Source organism: Streptomyces sp. WMMB 322 (assembly GCF_900090145.1).
GTDB lineage: Bacteria > Actinomycetota > Actinomycetes > Streptomycetales > Streptomycetaceae > Streptomyces.
In genome coordinates this window covers 95,492-115,116 of sequence record NZ_FMHI01000002.1, presented here as the reverse complement: position 1 = coordinate 115,116, position 19,625 = coordinate 95,492, and the positions used below count along the sequence as shown (strand labels likewise).

Genomic DNA, 19,625 nt, shown 5'->3' with positions numbered 1-19,625 from the left:
GTGGCCGCTGTGCACAGCGGCCACCAGCGCCTCACGGGAAGGGGGGCCCGTGTCGCGCCGTACGATCGCGGTCGTTTCGCTGCTGTTTCTCACCGTTTCCTGCGGCGGTGTGGAAGAGGGCGGCAAGGCGGCCGAGCGGAAGGAGCCGGCCTCGGCCGGCGGCATGCCCAAGGCGTCCGCCGAAACCCGGCTGCTCGTTCTGCCATTCGACAGATATGTGCTGTCCTTGAAGGAGCATTACACCGTCTCGGATGCTTCCGATCTGCTCATCGAGAAATGCATGCGGAAAAAGGGTTACGAGTGGAAGAGCGTCGAGCGTCCGCCTGATGCGGTCGACGTGAAGAACCGCCGCCGGTACGGGGTCGTGGAATCAGCCGTTGCGGAGAAGTTCGGCTATCACGCACCGGAAGAATTGATGAACCCGTACGAAGTGAAGGAGCGGGAGGCTTCGCGCGAGAAAGAACTCTCACCCGGTGCGAAGACGGCGGCACTCTCGGGCGACGGCTGTGCTGTGAAGGCCGATGAACGGCTCTCGGGCGGCCGCGAGCCGGACTACGACAAGCTGAGCGAAATCGATGCGCGCATATTCGAGAAGTCCCAGAAGGTGCCCGAGGTCGAGCGGGCCATGGAGGCGTGGAGCGCTTGCATGCGCGAGAAGGGCTTCGACTACGACAAGCCGGCCGAGGCGGTGAACGACGCCCGCTGGTGGTCGAAGGGCTCGTCGGACGAGTCCGCCGCTGCCTCCCGGCGGGAGAGGGCCACGGCGTCGGCCGACGTCCGCTGCAAGGACCGGACGGGCCTCGTAGGTCTCTGGTTCTCCGCCGAGAAGAGGCTCGAACGAGAGCAGGTCGAGAAGACCCCCGAGTTCTTCCGTGAACTCGCCTCAGTGAAGAAGGAGAACCTGCGGAACGCGCGTGCGGTCATCGGCCGAGGATGACGGCTGCTGTCGTACCGTCCGCCTGCCCGGGGCCCGGGCCCGCCGGGGGGCGGGGGCTGCGGGTTCGGGTTCCGCCCCGAAGAACTGGCCTCGCAGTAGTGACGTACCGCGCGGTATGCGTCCAGAATCGCAGCACAGTACCCGTCCGTAACTCGGGGAGGCCCCAGGTGCTCAGCACAATGCAGGACGTACCCCTGCTCGTTTCACGCATCCTCCGTCATGGATCGACCGTTCACGCCGAATCACGGATCACGACCTGGACGGGGGAGGGAGAGCCGCGCAGGCAGAGCTTCGGGGAGACGGGTGAGCGCGCCGCCCGGCTCGCCCACGCGCTCCGCGACGAGCTGGGCGTCGTGCGCGAGGACCGAATAGGCACCCTCATGTGGAACAACGCCGAGCACGTGGAGGCGTACTTCGCCGTCCCCTCGATGGGGGCGGTGCTGCACACGCTGAACCTCCGCCTCCCCACGGACCAGTTGGTGTGGATCATCAACCACGCCGCCGACCGCGTCATCGTGGTCAACGGCTCCCTGCTGCCGCTGCTCGCGCCGCTGCTGCCCTCCCTGGAGACGGTCGAGCACATCGTCGTCGTGGGGCCCGGCGACATCTCCGTGCTCGAGGGCTGCCGCCAGCCCGTGCACGACTACGAGCAGCTCCTCGAGGGCCGCCCCACCACGTACGACTGGCCCGAGCTGGACGAGCGCGAGGCCGCCGCCATGTGCTACACCTCCGGCACCACCGGAGACCCGAAGGGCGTCCTCTTCTCCCACCGCTCCATGTACCTGCACAGCATGCAGGTCAACATGACGCAGTCCATGGGCCTCACGGACGCGGACACCGCGTTGCCGGTCGTGCCGATGTTCCACGTCAACGCCTGGGGACTTCCCCACGCGACCTTCATGACCGGCGTGAACATGCTGATGCCGGACCGCTTTCTCCAGCCCGGCCCGATCGCCGAGATGATCGAGGCCGAACGTCCCACGTACGCCGCCGCCGTCCCGACCATCTGGCAGGGACTGCTGAGCGAACTCACCGAGAAACCACGTGACATCTCGTGCCTGCGCATGGTCACCATCGGCGGCTCGGCCTGCCCGCCCGCGATGATGCGGGCCTTCGAGGAGGAGCACGGCGTGCGCGTCTGCCACGCCTGGGGCATGACGGAGACCTCGCCCCTGGGCAGCTTCGGCCACCCGCCGGCGGGGCTCAGCCCGGAGGAGGAGTGGCCCTACCGCATCAGCCAGGGGCGCTTCCCCGCCTCCGTCGAGCCGCGGCTCGCCGCGCCGGACGGCACCTTCGCCCCCTGGGACGGCCGGTCGCCGGGCGAACTGGAGGTGCGCGGCCCGTGGATCACCGGCGCCTACTACGGCGGCGCCGACGGCGAACCCCTGCGCCCCGAGGACAAGTTCAGCCCCGACGGCTGGCTGCGCACCGGCGACGTCGGCGTGATCACCCCGAACGGCTATCTGACGCTCACCGACCGCGCCAAGGACGTCATCAAGTCCGGCGGCGAGTGGATCTCCTCCGTCGAGCTGGAGAACGCGCTCATGGCGCACGAGGCCGTCGCGGAGGCGGCGGTCGTGGCGGTGCCGGACGAGAAATGGGGGGAGCGGCCCCTGGCGACCGTCGTCCTCAAGGAGGGCGTGGAAGGCGTCGGTTACGAGGATCTGCGCGACTTCCTCGCCGAGCGCATCGCGCGATGGCAGCTGCCGGAGCGGTGGGCGGTCATCCCGGCGGTGCCGAAGACGAGCGTCGGCAAGTTCGACAAGAAGGTGCTGCGGCGGCAGTACGCGGCGGGAGAGCTTGACGTCACCCGGATGTGAGGAGGGGACGGGACGGGGCCGGCCCGGCAAGCCGGCCCCGTCCCGCCACGTCCGGCGCCGGGCGGGCACCTCGGCGAACCGGCCGCGCCCGCCGGGGTCGACGCGCGGAGATCATGTTCCGGGCGGGACGCTCACTGAGCGCCGATCTTCCTCAGCATGTCCACGATGCGCTGCTGGACCGCGTCGCTCGTGGACCGCTCAGCGAGGAAGAGGACCGTCTCGCCCGTGGCCAGCCGCGGCAGGTCCGCCGGATTCATGTCGGCCGACGTGTAGATGACGAACGGCGTGCGGCTCAGCAGCCCGTTCACGCGAAGCCAGTCGATGATCCCGGGCCGCCGCGTGCTCACCTGCATCGCGTCCATCACCACGAGGTTCGGCCGCATCTGCGCCGCCACGTTCACCGCGAGTTCGTCCGTCTGCGCGTGCGCGACCTGGATTCCGCGCCTCTCCAGGGAAGCCGCCAACGCGCCCGCGATCGGCGGCCGTTCCTCGACGAGCAGCACACGCGGAGGGTGCTGCTCGCTGTCGCGCGGGGCGAGGGCCTTCAGCAGCACCGCGGGGTCGGCGCCGTACGCGGCTTCCCGGGTCGCCTGCCCGAGGCCCGAGGTGACCATGACGGGCACCTGGGCCGCGACCGCCGCCGTACGCAGCGACTGCAGCGCGGTACGGGTGATCGGGCCGGTGAGCGGGTCCACGAACAGCGCGGCAGGGCGGGCCGCGATCTGCGCCGCGACCTCGTCGCGAGAATGCACGACGACGGGACGGTAGCCGTGCGCGGCGAGAGCGTGCTGCGTCGCGGCGTCCGGCTCGGGCCACACCAGCAGCCGCCGCGGATTGTCCAGCGGCTCAGGCGGCAGCTCGTCGTCCACTCCCTGGGCTGGAACAGGAACACCACGCCCGTCGCTCATCTCGACGGGACTGTTCGGCCCGTCCAGCGGCTCCGGGCCCTCGGCCGAGCCCGCCGCCGGGGCGCCGATGGTGAACTCGCGCGCCGGTGGCTGGTTTCCGCGGCCCGGCGCCGGCCCACGGCGGGCCTGCCCCGGACGCCCGGCGGGCTGCTGCCCGCCCTCCCGCGCGGGCTCCGCCAGCTTGCGGCGCCTGCCGGAACCGGGCGGCGTCGACGGGGTGGACGGTATGGCCGTCCCCGGCGCCGGCGTGTGCCCCTGGTGCGGCGAGGGCACCGCGCGGGGCACGGAATGCCCGTAGGACTGCGGCCCGCCGGGCCTCTCCGCCGTTCCCGGTGCGACGGGCACCCCCTGGCCGAGCGTCTGCACACGGTGGTGCCCGGTCTCGTAGGACGCCTGCTCCTCGGCGCTCGGGGCGCCGGGCATCGGCAGCCCCCGTGGCTGCTGCGGAATGTTCTGCGGCAGCGGGCCGCCGCCGAGGATGGGGCTGGCGGCGACCACCGAGTGCTCCACCGGCTGCTGTTCGGGCTGCTCGGGCTCCTGCTCCGGCGGCGGGGCGCTCTGCTGGGCTGGCACCTGCTGGGCTGGCACCTGCTGGGCGGGTACCTGTTGCGCGGGCACCTGCTGGGCGGGCACCTGCTGGGCGGGCACCTGCTGCGGCACGGCACCGTTCTGCTGCCCGGCCGGCACCGCCTCCCCGGCAACGGCACCTGCACCGTTGCTCCCGGGCTGCGGCTGACCGGGCGGGGCCGCGTACTGGGCGCCCTGCGGGACCGCTTCGCCCTCGGTCTGCGCCCGCGCCAGCCTGCGCGCCCTGCGGCCCCCGGACTGCGCGGCGCCTTCGTCGCCCTGACCGGACTGTCCCTGCTGCGGCTGTACGGGCTGCGCCTCCGGCGGCGCCGCCTGGCCCGGCTGCTCCTGTACGGGCCGGCGTCCCCTCCGTCCCGTGCCCGGCTGAGCCTGCTGCTGCGCGGGCAACCGCTGAACGCCCGCGGCGTCTTCGCCGTCCGCGGCGTGAGCCTGCACGCCGGCGCCGTCCGTACCGGGTGGCGGCGGCGAGAGCGTCCGCCGCGCCCGCCTGCCCGCACCCGCCTGCTGCGGCACTGCCGCACCGGCATGCTCCGCACCTTCGGCGGAGTCACCGGCGGCGGCAGGAAGCTGAGGAACGGCCCCGCCCTGTGCGGCGGCGGCCTGCTGCTGGTGCTGGTGCTGCTCCTCGGCCGCGCTGGGGCGGCCACGGCGACGGCCGGTCGGCGCCCCTCCGTCCGAGGCCTGCTGCTGATCCTGCGCGTTCCGTGCCTGGAACTGGTCGGGAATGCCCGCGGCCGGCGGCACGTCCGAGACGTCGCCCGTACCGGTCCACGCCCCCGCGGCCTGCTCCGCCGCCGGCGCCTCCGTGCCGCGCACGGGCTGCGCGGGCACCGGCATCACCGTCGTCTCGTGCCCGTCGCGGCCTCGCCGGTCGGACCCGCCGCCCGTGGCACCGGCCCGGTCACCACCGGCGGACGTCTCGGCAGCGCCGCCCCCGGCGTCCGCCTTGAGAGGCACTTCCAGCACATACGCGCTGCCGCCCGCGCCGGGCACCTCGTGCGTCTGCAGCACACCGCCGTGCCGCTCCACGGTGCCGCGGACGATGGGCAGATGGACGGGGTTGCCCCCGCTGTAGGGCCCGCGCACCTCGATCCGTACGACGTCCCCGCGCTGCGCCGCGGCGACCACGATCGTCGTGTCGGCCCCGGGCGTCACCACCGTGGTGTTGCCCGTCGCGTCCACACCGGCCACGTCCGCGATCAGATGCGCCAGCGCCGTCGTCAGCCGCTCCCCGTCCACTTCGGCCTCGATCGGCGGCGCGTGCACCGCGAACTGTGCGCGGCCCGGCCCGATCAGCTCGACGGCGCCCTCGACACCGTTGGCCACGACCGAGTCCAGAGACGTCATCTCCCGCCGCAGCTTCTCCCGGCCCGCGTCGAGGCGCTGGTAGCCGAGCACGTTGTCCACGAGCGTCGTCATGCGCGCGTAGCCGGCCGCGAGGTGGTGGAGGATCTGGTTGGCCTCGGGCCAGAGCTGCCCGGCCGGGTCGGCTGCCAGCCCGGACAGCTCGTCCCGCAGCCGGTCCAGCGGCCCGCGCAGCGAGTCCTGCAGCACGGCCAGCAACTGCTCGTGCCGCGAGGCCAGCGCCTCCTGGGCGCGGCGGTCGCTGAAGGTGACCACGGCCCCGACGAGCTGGTCCCCGTCGCGCACCGGAGCCGTCGTGATGTCGACGGGCACCGCCTGCCCGTCCTTCGCCCACAGGACCGTGCCGGCGCGCACGCGGTGCTTGCGGCCCGATTTGAGGGTGTCGCTGAGAGTGGTCTCCTCGTACGGCAGCGGACTGCCGTCGGGGCGGGAGTGCAGCAGCAGCGAGTGCAGCTCCTGACCGCCGAGGTCCCCGGCGCGGTAGCCGAGGATCTGCGCCGCCGCCGGATTGACGAGGACGATCAGCCCTTCGGTGTCCACGCCGAGGACGCCCTCCGACGCGGCTCGCAGGATCATCTCCGTCTGCCGCTGCTGGCGGGCGAGTTCGGCCTCCGTGTCGAGGGTGCCGGTGAGGTCGCGCACGACGAGCATCAGCAGCTCGTCGCCCGTGTAGGAGTGGCCGGGGCCGTGGTCGGCGAAGGCAGCCTCGAAGGCGGAGGCGTACGGCGTGCGCCCGTCCTCCAGGTTGGCGCTCGTGACCTCGACGTAGAACTCGCTGCCGTCGGTGCGCCTGGCGACCATGCGGGTCGGCCGCTGGCGCTGCTCGAGTTCGGCGGCGGCCTCGTCCGGCCTGCGCATCGAACCCGGAATCCGTTTCGAGTCGAATTCGGGCAGCAGGTCGAGCAGCCCTCGCCCCACCAGCGCGGTGCCGGGGGCCTCGAACGCTTCGAGCGCGATGGTGTTGGCGTTCACCACCGTGCCGTTGCAGTTGACCAGCAGCAGCGCGTCAGGCAGTGCGTCGAGTATGGCGGCGAGACGAGCAGCGCCTCGGGATGGCCGGCTGCTCACGACGGAATTTCCTCCCTGCTAACACGGTGCCGGTGACCGGTCGCCCGGTCCTGTCCGTCCGGTCACGGCTGCCAGTGTGCCGCTGACCCCGGGCATGCCACCAGAGGGAAGTCTACGGGCAGAGGCCGTTCCGGCGGCCAGTGCTGTGCGGAGTGCACAAGACGGCGGCGAGGCCCGCCGCCCGCACTCCGCCGGGCCGCGACCGCCGCCCGGGGCCCGCCCGCGGGGCCCCGGGCGGCGAATCCGGTGACGAGAGCCGGGGAGCGGTCGACGGCGTCGAGTGGAGGCGTCGCGCGGATGGTTGTGCCACTGCTCCAACGCACCGCGCGGGCCGCGGCCGCCGGCGTCCCGCGTCAACCTGCGGAACGTTCCCGGTCATCGGCGGTCGGTGCCGCGAATCGCTTTGCCGGGCGGCATCGGAACCGAGTACGGTAGGGCCGATTGGAGACAGCCGGTGAGGCTGTGCCATCATCAGCACGCACCGATCCGTCAGCGACGGCGGATGTGCCTGGAGGCTTCGCCTAGTCTGGTCTATGGCGCCGCACTGCTAATGCGGTTTCGGGGTAACCCCCTGATCGAGGGTTCAAATCCCTCAGCCTCCGCTTCCGGTCCCCAGGGGCCGCAGCCGATCTCCGAGATCACCGAACCCCGGCTTCCGAAGCCGGGGTTTCGTGTGTCCGGCACCGGGTCTGCGCACGTCGCCCGAGACGCGTCGCCGGGAGGGCGCCGAAGCGCGTGACGGAGGGGGTTCGCGAGAGGGTTTCCGCAGCTCAGAAGGGGTATGGCTTACCGATTTCGCCTCTGGGTGCCGTTCATGTAATGTTGTTCCCGCAACATCGCAGGGTTGATCAACAGCCCACGCGGCAAGCGCTCGTAGCTTAACGGATAGAGCATCTGACTACGGATCAGAAGGTTGCAGGTTCGAATCCTGCCGAGCGCGCAGCAGGTCAGAAGCCCCTCGGGAGATCCCGAGGGGCTTCTTTGATCTTGCTTGCTAATCGTGGTGCTGATTCGAGGTGTCGTCGTCCTCGTCCTCGTCCAGCGCGCTCTCGAAGACCTCGGCGGCGTCGAGGGCGCAGTTGTCGATCTCGTGTGTGTACACACGCAGCGTGACGAACTGATGTTCGTGGCCGTCCGGGTGCCGCTCCGCTCTGCGCCCGTTCTGGATCTCTGCGCTGTTCACTGTCGTTCGGCGTCGTCATCTGCGGAGGCGTCGATAGATGGCTCCGCGGCTCACGCCCGAACGCTTCGGTGATCTTCCTGGTCGATGTGGCGCCCCCTGCCGGGGGCCACATCGGCAATGGAGTTGGATCAGCAGGTGACGGCCTGTGCGCACTCCTCCAGCGCGTCCTTGACCTCCATCCCCCAGTGCGCGTCGCCACGGTCCGCTGACTTTCGGGCGATCGAGTACTTTCCGCGGCGTTCGGGCAGTTTCCCGCGCGGCGTCGGTGGTGCCGGTGATGGCGCGTCCTCGTTGATGTCCTCCACCAAGCTGGCCAAGTCACCGTCGATCAGGGGGAGATCGAGATCGTCATCGACGAAGCCGACCACCGCGGGCACGAAGTCGATGAGCACTCGTACGTGCTTGGGCAGGCTGCGGGTGCCCCGCAGGGCGCACAGGATGTGCAGGGCGGTGGCGATCTCCAGCCGGGTTGCTTCCTTGTCGAGGGTGGCGGGACTGATGGCCGTGTGGTCATACCACCACTCGGCTTCTTGTTCTTCGCCGACGGACCGGTGGTAGAGGTACAGGCTGTAGGAGGAGAGGTGATCGGAGGCGCCGGCCGCGTACTGCCACCAGAAGCGGGCGCTGTCTTCGCAGTCGGCCAGGTAGAGGATGCAGCCCAACACCCGGGCGCCTTGAGGCTCCGGCAGGGAGCTGTCGTGGAAGGAGCCGAGGTGGTGGAACGCACCGGGCCGGGTGAGGACGGCTTCGCATAGCACTCGCAGATTGCGGGCGACCGGGTCCACCAGGTGCTGGCAGCCGGGCGGAATCGTCGGCGTCCGGGGGGACGCGGGCGGCGGAGCGACGCCCGCCCGGCGTGCTGCAACGCGCGCGGCAACGCGGCGTTCGGCGGCTTCGATGTCGGCTTGGGTGTAGGGATCGGTTGGCACGAGACGTGCCTTGGCCAGCAGTCGGTCGATGTAGTCGCTCATCAGCACTCCCCTTCTTCATTGGCTTCCGGGTCCAGCAGCTCGCGCAGTTGCCGTTTGCCGGCGCGGTTGGTGGAACGGACCCCTGCTTCGGTGATTCCGAGACGGGCGGCGGTCTCGGCGATGCTGTAGCCCTCAAGGTGCAGCATCACGATTACGTCCTGCCGGCGGGGCGGCAGGCTCGCCATGGCACGGAAGAGACGCCAGTTGTCCTCGAACTCGCCGATCGGGTCGTGCGCTTCTTTCATGGCGGCGGTCTCGAACGCTGCGGACTCAAGCAGGGAGGGGCGACGGCCGCGGGCACGCGCGTGGTCGATGACTCTGTTCCGCAGTACCCGCCAGGCGTAGGCGGCCGGATTACGCATGCTCAGCACGTCGGTCCAGCCCAGCAGGAGCTGCTCGAAGGTCTCGTCGACCGCTTCCTCGGCATCGGCGCGGCAGCGCAGCTCCCGCAGCGCGAAACGTACGTACGCCGGGCGGGACATGCTGTGGAACGCACTGAAGTCCAAGGGAACTTGGTCGGTCATCCTGCTGCCGGTCTGGCCGGACACCTCGGGCCCTTCCCGCGTCACCGCTCATTCTCCTGACAGTGCCGCCGGCGCTGCAGCTCGCTCACACCGGTCCTGACGCCGACGGCTGCGACGCGACGCAGGGCTGCGAGGGCTGTGGGCCCGAACACGCGCAGGCAGAGTGCAGTTATCGCCAAGTCCCTGGCGTGTTGGTCGAGTTGGTAGTTCACGGACCTTTGGGTCCTCTCGTGTGTGGATGGGAGCCTGCCCCCGCGACCGGCCCAGAAGGTGCGATTGCCCTTCTGGTCCAACGGCGTCCGCCGATGCCGATTCGTGCACTCGAAGAGTCATAAAATCTTACGGACCGTTGCTCTCCGACTACTTGCTGAGTGAACCGTCGCTGCAGCCGTCCCCTCCCCGCCGGGCAGGACCGCGCTCACCGCATATGACAGATACTCATCTCAGTTGCTGCCGTGGCTGCACGAAGTCACGTACAACTGGTCCTCGCTGTACGGGTCGCGTTCATGAGCGAAACCGCGACAGCCAGCCGCCCCGCCCTTCCTGGTGCTCCTGACGCTCCTGCTCGGCTTCTTCGGCCTCCGCGGCCTGGATGGCCAGCGCTTGGCACTTCTGGCACAGCGTGGGAAACCAGCGGGGTCCGGGCGGATACTCTGCGGCCCCCTTCCACCGCGCATCAGTGAACTTCTCCCCGCAGCGGGCGCAGACCGGCCGGCGGGCCTCCCGCTCGGCGGCCAACTGTTCCTCCCGCCGCTGCTGTTCTGCTCGGTACGCCTTCGCGCGGGCCTCATCCTCTGCGTACGCACGTTCCTCGGCCGCTTCCCTGCGGGGGTTGCCGACGGCGTCCAGCAAGCTCTGGTGGCGTTTCCGGCCGAAGCGCCAGAACGCCGACCCAGCGGATCCGTGCTTCTGGAGCTGCTGAAGCGTGGTCGCCACCATCGGGATCTGCTCGTCGTAGATGTGGTGATTCCCCCCGCGGGTTCTCGCCTCGCCCTGCCACAAGTGGCGGGTCAGAGCGGCGACTCGTTCCATGGTGGCGTCTGCCGGGCGCGGGCCGAGCTGATTGGAGACGAGTAGCACGGGCGGGTGCGGCCGATCGCTGAGATGACCGGGTGGCGCAGTCCAGCGTTGCCTCCACATCGCCGCAGGGATACCGACTCCCGTCTTCGTGAGGACGGCGAGTCCCCCGGGAGGCGTGCATCCGCGAGGTCCGCGAGGAACTGGGCATCACACCGCCGATCGGCCGGCTACTGGTGGTCGACTGGGCACCGAACCCGGGGAGGGAGACAAAGTGCTGTACCTCTTCGACGGCGGGCACCTGACCGAAAGCGAGTTCGAACGCGTGGCCTTGCAGCCGGACGAACTGGCCGGCTTCGACTTCTGCGAAGTCCGCACGTGGTCCGACCGCACGATTCCACGCCTTGCTCGCCGCATCGCGGCTGCGGCAGCCGCTCGGCGCAGTCGAAGCGTCGCTTACCTGGAGCATGGCGAGTCGGTACAGCCGCTCAACTGACGGATTCACGAATCGCTGGGGCCGAAGTGGTCACTCACTCCTCGGCTATGGGCTGTTGCAGTACTCCGTGGGCGCGCTGGCTCGCTTTGTGTGGTTTGGGGCAGGGGGAACGGCGTAGCTCCAGGTGACTGGGTTGGATCGGAACGTGGTCGAAGCGGCTGGAAAGTGCCGAGTCGTCCCAACTCCTTTTGGGGAGAAATAGGCCCGTTGATCGGTTAACGGCAAGGGGGCTCAGTGGCACGAAGGCGCGACACCGAAAAGATCGTCAACGACCTGAGCGAGATACGGCGGAAGCTTGACGAACCCGTCAGCGGTCTTCCCGCCCTCCAGAAGCACCAGGAGGAACTTCGTCGCAAGGTGCTGGAAACCGTGTCTGCCGGCACCACTGGGCTGCGGGAAGAGAACCGGGAGCTCCGGCGGCGGCAAGAGCGGATGATCAACGATCTGGCAGATACCCGCACTGCCATGGAGGCATTGCGGCGCGAGGTCGCACAAGCCGAGTCGCACACGCCCATGACATCCACCCTCGACACAGCAGCGGCCGTTGAAGTGCAGCCCCAGGAACCGGAGCTCATGGAACTCCGCGCCGACGCCAGCATCTACGAGCCGAAGGAAAAGAAGGTGGACAACGACGAGGGCTCAGTTGGCCACAGTGACCGCGAGATCGAGGATCGACAGCAACCCAACGGCGATCCTCCTGCCGAGCCTCGGGAGGACGCTGCAAAGCCTGACACAGAAGCGTCTTCGAGTGCCGTGTCGCCACCGATTCAGGCAGCCGCCTCGCATGCTGACGATGAGGAAGAGCTGAAGCGAAAGCACTATCAAAGCTTGCTCTCAGCGGCTGCCATCGCGTCGGCTCGTTTCATCTGTCATCGGGAGACCTGGGGCTTTCTCATTGAGCAGACGGCTCCGCATCGACACTTTCGCCTCCCGGATCGGGTAACCGACGCAGAAGACGGACGGATCGAGACGTACTTGTCCGGCAGATCCCTGCTCGCGGTACTGGTCACCATGCGAAGGCTCCTCGACGCCAATCACAGGGGCGAGGACGATGACACCGCCGATTGGGCGCTGGCGTTCGCTGTCTATCAGCGGACGTCACTTGCCGTGACTGACTGCCGGATAACCCCCGACGGCGACCAGGTCACGACGATCGTCCTGGACGATCGCTGCGCGTCAGTCGACGCTGCCTGACACCACACGCGCTGCTGAAATTCTCAGCTTCAAATCAGCAGGACGGCCCGCGTGATTCCACGCGTCCCGCGGGTCGTCCCGTTCGCGATGCCGCTTGTGTCACGTGGTGAGGCCGAGGACGGCGAGGGAGATCCACAGCGTGCGCATTCCCTCCCGGGAGGTCTCCATCGCCGCGTCCACCTTGTCGCTCGCCTCGTGGCTGTGCGGTGTGGCGAGGTGCGCGAGCCGATGCCGAAGTCCCGCTGTTCGGGACCTGTGACTGTGTCTGTGCCCGTTGTCGTGGTCGGTGGTGTGGTCGTGCTGCTTCCCCTCCATGACAGACCACCGTGGCACGGGGATTCCATTGCAGCTTCAGCTGTCATGCCCATCCTGACCAGCTGCGATACAGTCGCAATTACCCTTGGGGGGTATCAGCGCGCCCTGCTCGCCGACCGAGCGTGCCCCAGATCTGAACCGCTTTGCTGATCTTGCGGCTGGCGGCGGTCCGATGCGGGCCCGGACCGCCACGCCGGCTCGTCGGCTGCTGCGCCGCTCACCCCAGAAAGTCGCGAGGAAGCCTGACGGCATTGCGTGCTTCGCGCACGGATTCACTGGCACTGGTGATCCGCAGATACCCGCCGGCGGCGCTCAGACCCTCTTGCAGGCCGGCCACGCCATGCAGCGCGCCGCTTTCGCACTGGCTTATGCCGGCCATGTCCAGGCGGATGCGGCGTTGATTGCGGCTGAGGCAGTACCAGACGTAGTCACGGAGTGTATGCATGGTCAGGACATCGAGTCGTCCCGAGAGCAGAAGAATGTCTTCACCGCCCTGCACCCCAGCCAGCACGGTGACGGTGAGCGGTGACCTGTTCTCATTCGGACGATTCACTGGGCTGGGACTTCCTTGCGGCATTGCACTTACCGCCTGAAGGATGTGGATGTGTCTGAGGGCGCCTGGAATCCAGGATACGTACCGGGCGGGGCGCGAGGGGCTCAGTAGCAGGTCACCCCCGGCAGGGAGCGGCGGCACGAGAACGCGAATGCCGGCAGACCGGCACGGGGGCGGGGCCATCGGCCCGAGCGGGGATACGGCTGCCCCGAGCACACGCCGAAAATGACGCGGCTGCCCGTCGAACCTCTGTCTCTTGCCGTCTCAACCTAAAGTGACGTAGTCCTCTATGAACTTCTCATGCCTTTGAGAGCTCCTGTGGTGCCGATGAGAACGCGCGACGGCGGTCTTCTTCTGTTCCTGCTGCCGTACATCGCCATAGGGCTCGCCGTGGCCGCGGATCTCGCCGCCGGGCCGTCTCTCGGGCTGCTCCCTCTGATCGCCATCGGTCCTGCGTTCGCCACCTTGACGGGCGGGCTGCGCCATGTGGCGAGTGTCGCACTGCTGTCGTTGGTCCTGTCGGTGCTTCTCAGCCTGTATGACGGCCTGTTCGGGACAGAGCGCGGTATCACGGTGCTGGTCGCAGTACTGGGCACCAGCATTGCGAGTCTGTTGGCCACGCGTTTGCGGCAGCGGCAGCATCAGAAGCTGGCCCGTGCCCGCGCCGTCGCCAAGGTGGCGCATCGGATCCTGCTGGGGGACGTGCCCGAGACGCTGGACGGCCTTCAGGCGGCCGTTTCCTACAGCTCGGCGACCCGGGACGCCCGGGTCGGGGGAGATTTCTACGAAGCGGTCCGCTGCCGTGACGGAGTGCGGGCGGTCGTGGGCGACGTCCAAGGCAAAGGACTCAACGCGGTCGAGAGGGCTGCGGTGGTGCTCGGCGCGTACCGGGTGGCCGCCTACGACGAAGTCACGCTGGCCGGAGTGGGCAGGTGCATGGAACGAGCTGCGGGACGGAACCTGTCGGAGGAGGCGTTCGCGACGGTGATCCTCGCCGAAGCGAATGCGGACGGCGCCGTGACGCTCATCAACTACGGCCATCCCTCACCGCTGATCGTGCGTGGCGACGGCACGGCCTGTTTCGCGGAACCGGCCGAACCTGCACTGCCGCTCGGCCTCAGCAACCTCGGAAGGGGCCACCCCACGCCGTACCGTGTCGTACTCGACCCCGGCGACCAGATGCTGCTCTACACCGACGGGATCACAGAAGCACGCAACGCCGCCGGCCGGTTCTATCCGCTCGGGGAGCGCGCCTCACTGCTGAGGGCACCGGATGCCTGCAACGCCCTCGAGGCCCTGCGCAGCGATGTGGTCGCACACACCGGCGGCCCGCTCGCCGACGACGCCGCCATGCTGTTGCTGCGCCGCTGACGATCATCACGGGACAAGGAGCGCCCGTGGCGGCGGCAGGACTGCTTTCAGACGGCCGCCGGAACGCTTCCGGCGCCGTCGTCCCCCTCGTCGCCTTCGTCCGCTAGCCCTGCTGCCCGTACCGACCCTGCTGGTACGGATGCGGACCCGGTTGCTGAGGGGGCCCGTACTGGGGCCCGTACTGGGGCTGGGGCTCGGGAGGGGTCTTCGGGGGCGGAGCCGGCTGCCCGTACTGAGGCGGTCCCTGCCCCGGGGGAGCCGGTGGCGGCTGATGCCCCTGTTGGTGGGCATGCGGTCCACCGTGGCCGTACGGCCCCTGCGGTGCCGGCTGCCGGGGCGGGAACTGCCAGTGCGGCGCGGGGGGTTGCTGAGGCTGACCGGCCCCTGGCACAGGGGCCTGCGCCGGCTGCGCGGCCGGAGCGCCGGGAGCCTGCTGGGGGAAGCCGGAGCCCTGCCCGGCACTCTGTCCGGCACCGCCGAACTGCGCACCGAACTGTGTGCCGAACTGCGCACCGAACTGCGCACCGAACGGATTGTGCGGGCCCGGCAGTCGGCTGCCTGGCGGCAGATAGCGCGTGCGGCCGTTCTCGTCCCGCACCGGAGTGAGGCCGGCCTGGCGGAGGACGTTCTCGAAACGGGCGTTCCGTTTGCGGTTCCACAGGAAGCCGCCGCCCAGTGTCAGCAGAAGCAGCACGCAGACCACGATGCCGACGACCGGGTTCGTCCCGGCGGACAGGTTGCGCAACACCAGGACGGCGCATCCGGCGGTCAGTCCGATACCGGCCATGAGCATGCGCTTCTCGGCGCTCTTGCCGGTGAGGTCGAAGTTGATCCGGGCCTTGAGGAGCTCCAGATGGGGGGCGGCGTCCGGAAGCGGAGTGAGCTTCCCGCCCGGCTGCATCCCCGGCAGATCGCCGCCGTTGCCCGCCTGCGGGAACCGTGCGTGGTTGTCCGCCGCGCGGCGCTGCGCCTCCGGGTCCGGGTCGCGGTGGATGGTCAGCACCACCTTGGGCGCCCGCCCGCCGGTCTGGTGGGTGTCCCCGTACATGAAGCCGAACTGCTCGGCGACCAGCACCAGTCGGGCCAGCCCGGTGACCCTCCCCGTCCGGCTGACCACCTGCACGGTCGGTGCAACGGCCATTTCGCGCAGCATCTTGTCGACCTGGCTCACGTGCTTCCCCTCCCCCTGGGTGAACGTCCCGGGCAGCATACGGTCCGGCTCCGAGAGCACTCCTGCGCGGGTCGCGGCGGCCCGGTGACGCGGCTCGGATGTGCCCGGTCGTCCGCCGCCGCGGGGGCTCCCTCGTCGTCCACAGCCTGTGCATGGGGCGGCGACGCACAAGGCGGGCGGCACAGGCCGTGCACGCGCAGGCGTCGCAACTCGGTACTCGCAACTCGGGACCTCGGTACTCGGGGCCTCGGTACTCGGGGCCTCTGGACCTGGCAGCCTCGGCAGCGGAGCGTCCCGTTCAACTCCTGGCCCGGCGGGGTGCCGAGCTCACCGGAAGTCGTCCGTTCACGCTTCCATCGGCGGCAGGCCGGGCAGCACCTTTTCGAGCGTGACGGGGAAGTCGCGCACGCGTGTTCCTGTGGCGTTGAAGACCGCGTTCGCGACGGCCGCGCCGGCTCCGCAGATGCCCAGCTCTCCGGCGCCCTTCGCGCCCAGGGCGTTGGCCTTCTCGTCGTACCCGTCGAGGACGGTGACGTCGACGTCGGGGATGTCGGCGTGTACCGGCACGAGGTACTGCGCGAGGTCCCGGGTGGTGACGGCGCCGGACCGGGGGTCCACGAAGGCGTCTTCCTCGAGGGCCGCGCCCACGCCCCAGATCATGCCGCCGATCAGCTGCGATCGGACGGTCTTGGCGTTGAGGACCCGCCCCACGGAGAAGACGCCCAGCATCCTGCGCAGCCGGATCTCCGCGGTGTCGGCGTCGACGCCGACCTCGGCGAAGTGGGCGCCGTAGGTGTGGATCGAGTAGTCCGCATAGTTCGGGTCGTCGTCCATGAGGGCGATCTCGCCCTCCGCCTGGACGCCTTCGGGATGGTTGCGGGCGACGATCTCCCTCATCGGTTCGGATCTGCCGGCGATCCTCAACTCGCCGTCGGAGAACAGTGCATCGTCCGGGTCCAGGCCGTGCAGCGGGGACCGGGCGTCGCCGCACGCCGCCGACAGCAGCTTCTGGCGCAGGGACTGGCAGGCGCGGTGGAGCGCGTTGCTCGAGTTCGAGGCGCCCCAGGAGCCGCCGGACCCCACGCTGGAGGGAAAGTCGGAGAGCCCGAGGTCGACCCGCACCTGATCGGGCGTCAGTCCCAGTGCCTCCGCTGCGACCTGGGTGAGGATCGTGTAGGTGCCCGTACCGATATCGGTCATGTCCGTCTGCACAACTGCCGTGCCGTCGGCCCCCATCCGCACGCGCACAGCTGTCGGCCCCTGGAAGTGCTTGCGGATGCCGGCGGCCACGCCGTAGCCGACCAGCCACCGTCCCTCGCGGACACTCGCGGGCGTCGTGGGACGACGCTCCCAGCCGAACCGGCGGGCCCCTTCACGGAGGCAGTCGACAAGGCGCCGTTCGCTGAACGGCACGCCCCGCTCGGGGTCTGCGGTGGGCTCGTTGCGGATCCGCAGCTCGACGGGGTCCATCCCGAGCGCGTGGGCCAGCTCGTCCATGGCCGATTCCACCGCGAGCAGTCCCGGGGCTTCACCGGGAGCGCGGACGTCCGCGCCCTGCGGCAGGTCGAGCGGCGTCATCCGGTGGGTCGTGGACCGGTTGGGTGCGGCATAGAGGCTGCGGGTGGTGGCGGCCGTCTGCTCGGGATACTCCCTGTCGGGCCTGGTGTGCATGATGACGTCGTGGGCGATCGCCTCCAGCCGCCCGTCACGCGCGGCGCCCAGCCGGACCCGCTGGCTGGTCGCGGGGCGCAGGCCGGTGAGGTGGAAGACCTGCTGCCGTGTCAGTGCGACCTTGACCGGCCGGTCCAGGGCGCGGGCGGCGAGCGCCGCCAGGATCGCCTCCGCGTGGAGGCCCAGCTTGGATCCGAAGCCCCCGCCGACGTACGGGGTGACGATGTGGACGCGGGCAGGTTCGATGCCGAGTGTGGCGGCGAGCGAGGCCTGCGCTGCGTCGACGATCTGACAGCTGACGTAGACGGTCAGGTCCTCCCCGCGGGGCTCGGCCAGACACGCGTGCGGCTCCATCGGCATGGACAGCTCGTACGGCGTAGTCCAGCACTGATCGACCTTCACCTCCGAGTCGCCGAACGCCCGGTCGAAGTCACCGACAGCGGTATCCGTGGCCAGACCGGCGTTGACCGATTCCGGGGCGTACGCCTCGTCCTGGTGGGCAGCGAAGTCGAATCGTCCCGGCTCGACGGCGTATTCCACGTCGACCAGGTCGGCCGCCGCCCTGGCCTGCTCGAAGGTCGCCGCGACGACCAGCGCGACCGGCTCGCCGTAGTGGTGGATCCCGGGATCGGCGAGCACCGGCTGGGCGCGCCAGTACTCGGCCGGGACGGACATGTCGCGAGCGCCCTGGGCGGGGGCGTTGTGATGGGTCATCACCATGTGTACGCCGGGGGCGCCCTCGGCGCTTTCGGTGTCGATCCGCGCGATCCGGCCCTTGCCGATGGTCGCCCCGACGATGAACCCGTACAGCGGCGGGGTCTCCACCCAGTGCTCGTAGGCGTACGTGGCGCGGCCCGCGACCTTCCGCGGGCCGTCGACGCGGTTCAGGGCCTGTCCGATCATCTCGCGTCTCCTCCGCCTGCCCGGGCAGCCTGCGCAAGCGTGCGGCACAGCGTGCGCGCGGCCAGATCGATCTTGAAGTCGTTGTGTCCCCGTCCCACCGCGTCCCGCATCGCGGCCTCGGCGGCCGCGCGATAGGTGGCCATCGTCGCGGGACGGCCCGTCAGCTCGTCCTCGGCCTCGACGGACCGCCACGGCTTGGGCGCCACGCCGCCGAAGGCCACCCGCGCATGGCTGATCGTTCCGTGCTCGGTCGAGAGGACGGCCGCCACGGAGACCAGCGCGAACTCGTACGACGCCCGGTCGCGCACCTTGCGGTAGATCTGCCGGCCCGGAGGGGGCGGGGGCAGCAGCACGGCCGTGATCATCTCGCCGGGCCGCAGCACCGTCTCGATGTGCGGGGTGTCGCCCGGCAGTCTGTGGAAGTCCGTCACGGCCACGCGGCGTACGGTCTGCTCGGCGTCGAGCAGTTCCACCTCCGCGTCGAGCGCGGCCAGCGCGACGGCCATGTCCGAGGGGTTGGTGGCGATGCAGGAGGTGCCGGCGCCGAGGATCGCGTGGATCCGGTTGAACCCGCCGACCGCCGAACACCCGGACCCGGGGTTCCTCTTGTTGCAGTCCGCAGCGGTGTCGTAGAAGTACGGGCACCGCGTGCGCTGCAGCAGGTTTCCGCCGGTGGAGGCCTTGTTCCGCAGCTGTCCCGACGCGCCGGCGAGCAGCGCCTGCGACAGCACCTCGTAGCGGGTGCGCACCCGGGTGTGGGCGGCCAGATCGGAGTTCGCCGTCTGGGCGCCGATGCGCAGTCCGCCGTCGGGGAGCTCCTCGATGTCCCGCAGCGGAAGCCGGCTGATGTCGACCAGGTGGCCGGGTTTCTCGATGTCGAGCTTCATCAGGTCGAGGAGGTTGGTGCCGCCGCTGATGAACTTGGCGTCGGCCCTGGAGACCGCGTCGACGGCTGCCTCTGCGGTCATCGCTCTTTCGTAGGTGAACGACCTCATGCCCGACCTCCGTCCGCGGCGTCGCGGATGGCCGCGACGATGTTCGGATAGGCGGCGCACCGGCAGATATTGCCGCTCATGCGCTCCCGGATCTCCTCGTCGCTCAGCTCGACCCGGGGCGACGCCACGTCAGCGGTCGCGTGGCTGGGCCAGCCGGCCGCCACTTCCGAGAGCATGCCGACCGCCGAGCAGATCTGCCCCGGCGTGCAGTAGCCGCACTGGAAGCCGTCGTGCTCGACGAAGGCCCGCTGCATGGGGTGCAGGCCCTTGATGCCGTCCAGGCCTTCGATCGTGGTGATCTCGTCGTCCTCGTGCATCACGGCAAGGGTCAGACAGGAGTAGACGCGCCGGCCGTTGATCAGCACCGTGCAGGCGCCGCACTGTCCGTGATCGCAGCCCTTCTTGGTTCCGCTCAGTCGCAGATGCTCGCGGAGCGCGTCCAGCAGCGACGTGCGCGGGTCGACATCGAGCTGCCGTACCTGGTCGTTGACACTCAGCTTGATCGCGGAGGTCCTGTCCCCGTCGCCCTGGCTCTGCTCGGCGCCGTTCGTTCCTGATTCGTTCATCGCAGCCCA

At 69.8% G+C, this 19,625-nt stretch carries 16 protein-coding genes, 2 tRNA genes and 1 pseudogene; 8 read left to right on the top strand and 11 right to left on the bottom strand.

Annotated elements, in window-relative coordinates:
* The first annotated feature begins 49 nt into the window (after positions 1–49).
* Positions 50–937: a hypothetical protein gene (locus H180DRAFT_RS04050; RefSeq protein ID WP_055484593.1), complete on the top strand. Its 888-nt coding sequence runs from the start codon at positions 50–52 to the stop codon at positions 935–937.
* A gap of 167 nt (positions 938–1,104) precedes the next feature.
* Positions 1,105–2,757 (top strand): long-chain fatty acid--CoA ligase, encoded by a 1,653-nt coding sequence (locus H180DRAFT_RS04045; RefSeq protein WP_055484592.1) that lies wholly within the window; start codon positions 1,105–1,107, stop codon positions 2,755–2,757.
* Between the two features lie 131 nt (positions 2,758–2,888).
* Here the strand turns inward: H180DRAFT_RS04045 and H180DRAFT_RS04040 are convergent, their stop codons facing one another.
* Positions 2,889–6,686, bottom strand: a complete 3,798-nt coding sequence (locus H180DRAFT_RS04040; RefSeq protein ID WP_055484591.1) for a PAS domain-containing protein — start codon at positions 6,684–6,686, stop codon at positions 2,889–2,891.
* A gap of 510 nt (positions 6,687–7,196) precedes the next feature.
* Here H180DRAFT_RS04040 and H180DRAFT_RS04035 point away from each other — a divergent pair.
* Both H180DRAFT_RS04035 and H180DRAFT_RS04030 read left to right on the top strand, forming a co-directional pair.
* A tRNA-Ser gene (locus H180DRAFT_RS04035) sits at positions 7,197–7,288 on the top strand.
* Positions 7,289–7,553: 265 nt separating this feature from the next.
* Positions 7,554–7,626, top strand: a tRNA-Arg gene (locus H180DRAFT_RS04030).
* A gap of 54 nt (positions 7,627–7,680) precedes the next feature.
* On the opposite strand, the gene H180DRAFT_RS04025 is transcribed toward H180DRAFT_RS04030, so the two are convergent.
* The 4 genes from H180DRAFT_RS04025 to H180DRAFT_RS04010 form a co-directional block, all read right to left on the bottom strand.
* Positions 7,681–7,869: a hypothetical protein gene (locus tag H180DRAFT_RS04025; RefSeq protein ID WP_055484590.1), complete on the bottom strand. Its 189-nt coding sequence runs from the start codon at positions 7,867–7,869 to the stop codon at positions 7,681–7,683.
* Between the two features lie 128 nt (positions 7,870–7,997).
* On the bottom strand, positions 7,998–8,840 hold the full coding sequence (locus tag H180DRAFT_RS04020; RefSeq protein ID WP_139151357.1) for a hypothetical protein: 843 nt from the start codon (positions 8,838–8,840) through the stop codon (positions 7,998–8,000).
* Positions 8,840–9,388, bottom strand: coding sequence for an RNA polymerase sigma factor (locus H180DRAFT_RS04015; protein ID WP_254665863.1), 549 nt, complete (start codon positions 9,386–9,388; stop codon positions 8,840–8,842). The genes H180DRAFT_RS04020 and H180DRAFT_RS04015 overlap by 1 nt, the downstream gene beginning before the upstream one ends.
* 480 nt (positions 9,389–9,868) lie before the next feature.
* A complete protein-coding gene (locus H180DRAFT_RS04010; RefSeq protein WP_139151356.1) occupies positions 9,869–10,396 on the bottom strand; it encodes a hypothetical protein in 528 nt (175 codons plus the stop codon).
* Positions 10,397–10,563: 167 nt separating this feature from the next.
* Between H180DRAFT_RS04010 and H180DRAFT_RS30760 the strand changes: the two genes are divergently transcribed.
* The 3 genes from H180DRAFT_RS30760 (at position 10,564) to H180DRAFT_RS04000 (ending at position 12,071) form a co-directional block, all read left to right on the top strand.
* On the top strand, positions 10,564–10,686 hold the full coding sequence (locus H180DRAFT_RS30760) for a hypothetical protein (RefSeq protein ID WP_368073109.1): 123 nt from the start codon (positions 10,564–10,566) through the stop codon (positions 10,684–10,686).
* Positions 10,656–10,877 (top strand): NUDIX hydrolase, encoded by a 222-nt coding sequence (locus H180DRAFT_RS04005; protein WP_055484587.1) that lies wholly within the window; start codon positions 10,656–10,658, stop codon positions 10,875–10,877. Before H180DRAFT_RS30760 ends, H180DRAFT_RS04005 begins: the two co-directional genes overlap by 31 nt.
* Positions 10,878–11,111: 234 nt before the next feature.
* Entirely contained in the window at positions 11,112–12,071 is a 960-nt protein-coding gene (locus H180DRAFT_RS04000) for a hypothetical protein (protein WP_139151355.1), read from the top strand.
* A gap of 102 nt (positions 12,072–12,173) precedes the next feature.
* On the opposite strand, the pseudogene H180DRAFT_RS03995 reads toward H180DRAFT_RS04000, so the two are convergent.
* Positions 12,174–12,386 (bottom strand): annotated as a pseudogene (locus tag H180DRAFT_RS03995) (cation diffusion facilitator family transporter); the annotation flags it as partial.
* Between the two features lie 217 nt (positions 12,387–12,603).
* The gene (locus H180DRAFT_RS03990) at positions 12,604–12,939 is read right to left on the bottom strand and encodes an STAS domain-containing protein (protein WP_055484584.1); all 336 of its coding nucleotides are present in this window, start codon (positions 12,937–12,939) and stop codon (positions 12,604–12,606) included.
* 327 nt (positions 12,940–13,266) lie between these two features.
* Here H180DRAFT_RS03990 and H180DRAFT_RS03985 point away from each other — a divergent pair, with 327 nt between their 5' ends.
* The gene (locus H180DRAFT_RS03985) at positions 13,267–14,310 is read left to right on the top strand and encodes a PP2C family protein-serine/threonine phosphatase (RefSeq protein ID WP_055484583.1); all 1,044 of its coding nucleotides are present in this window, start codon (positions 13,267–13,269) and stop codon (positions 14,308–14,310) included.
* A gap of 103 nt (positions 14,311–14,413) precedes the next feature.
* On the opposite strand, the gene H180DRAFT_RS03980 is transcribed toward H180DRAFT_RS03985, so the two are convergent.
* The 4 genes from H180DRAFT_RS03980 to H180DRAFT_RS03965 form a co-directional block, all read right to left on the bottom strand.
* Positions 14,414–15,481: a hypothetical protein gene (locus H180DRAFT_RS03980; RefSeq protein ID WP_175437715.1), complete on the bottom strand. Its 1,068-nt coding sequence runs from the start codon at positions 15,479–15,481 to the stop codon at positions 14,414–14,416.
* Between the two features lie 345 nt (positions 15,482–15,826).
* Entirely contained in the window at positions 15,827–18,055 is a 2,229-nt protein-coding gene (locus H180DRAFT_RS03975) for a xanthine dehydrogenase family protein molybdopterin-binding subunit (protein ID WP_055484581.1), read from the bottom strand.
* Positions 18,052–19,050 (bottom strand): FAD binding domain-containing protein, encoded by a 999-nt coding sequence (locus H180DRAFT_RS03970; RefSeq protein ID WP_055484580.1) that lies wholly within the window; start codon positions 19,048–19,050, stop codon positions 18,052–18,054. The genes H180DRAFT_RS03975 and H180DRAFT_RS03970 overlap by 4 nt, the downstream gene beginning before the upstream one ends.
* A complete protein-coding gene (locus H180DRAFT_RS03965) occupies positions 19,047–19,616 on the bottom strand; it encodes a 2Fe-2S iron-sulfur cluster-binding protein (protein WP_074466621.1) in 570 nt (189 codons plus the stop codon). Before H180DRAFT_RS03965 ends, H180DRAFT_RS03970 begins: the two co-directional genes overlap by 4 nt.
* Between the last annotated feature and the right edge of the window lie 9 nt (positions 19,617–19,625).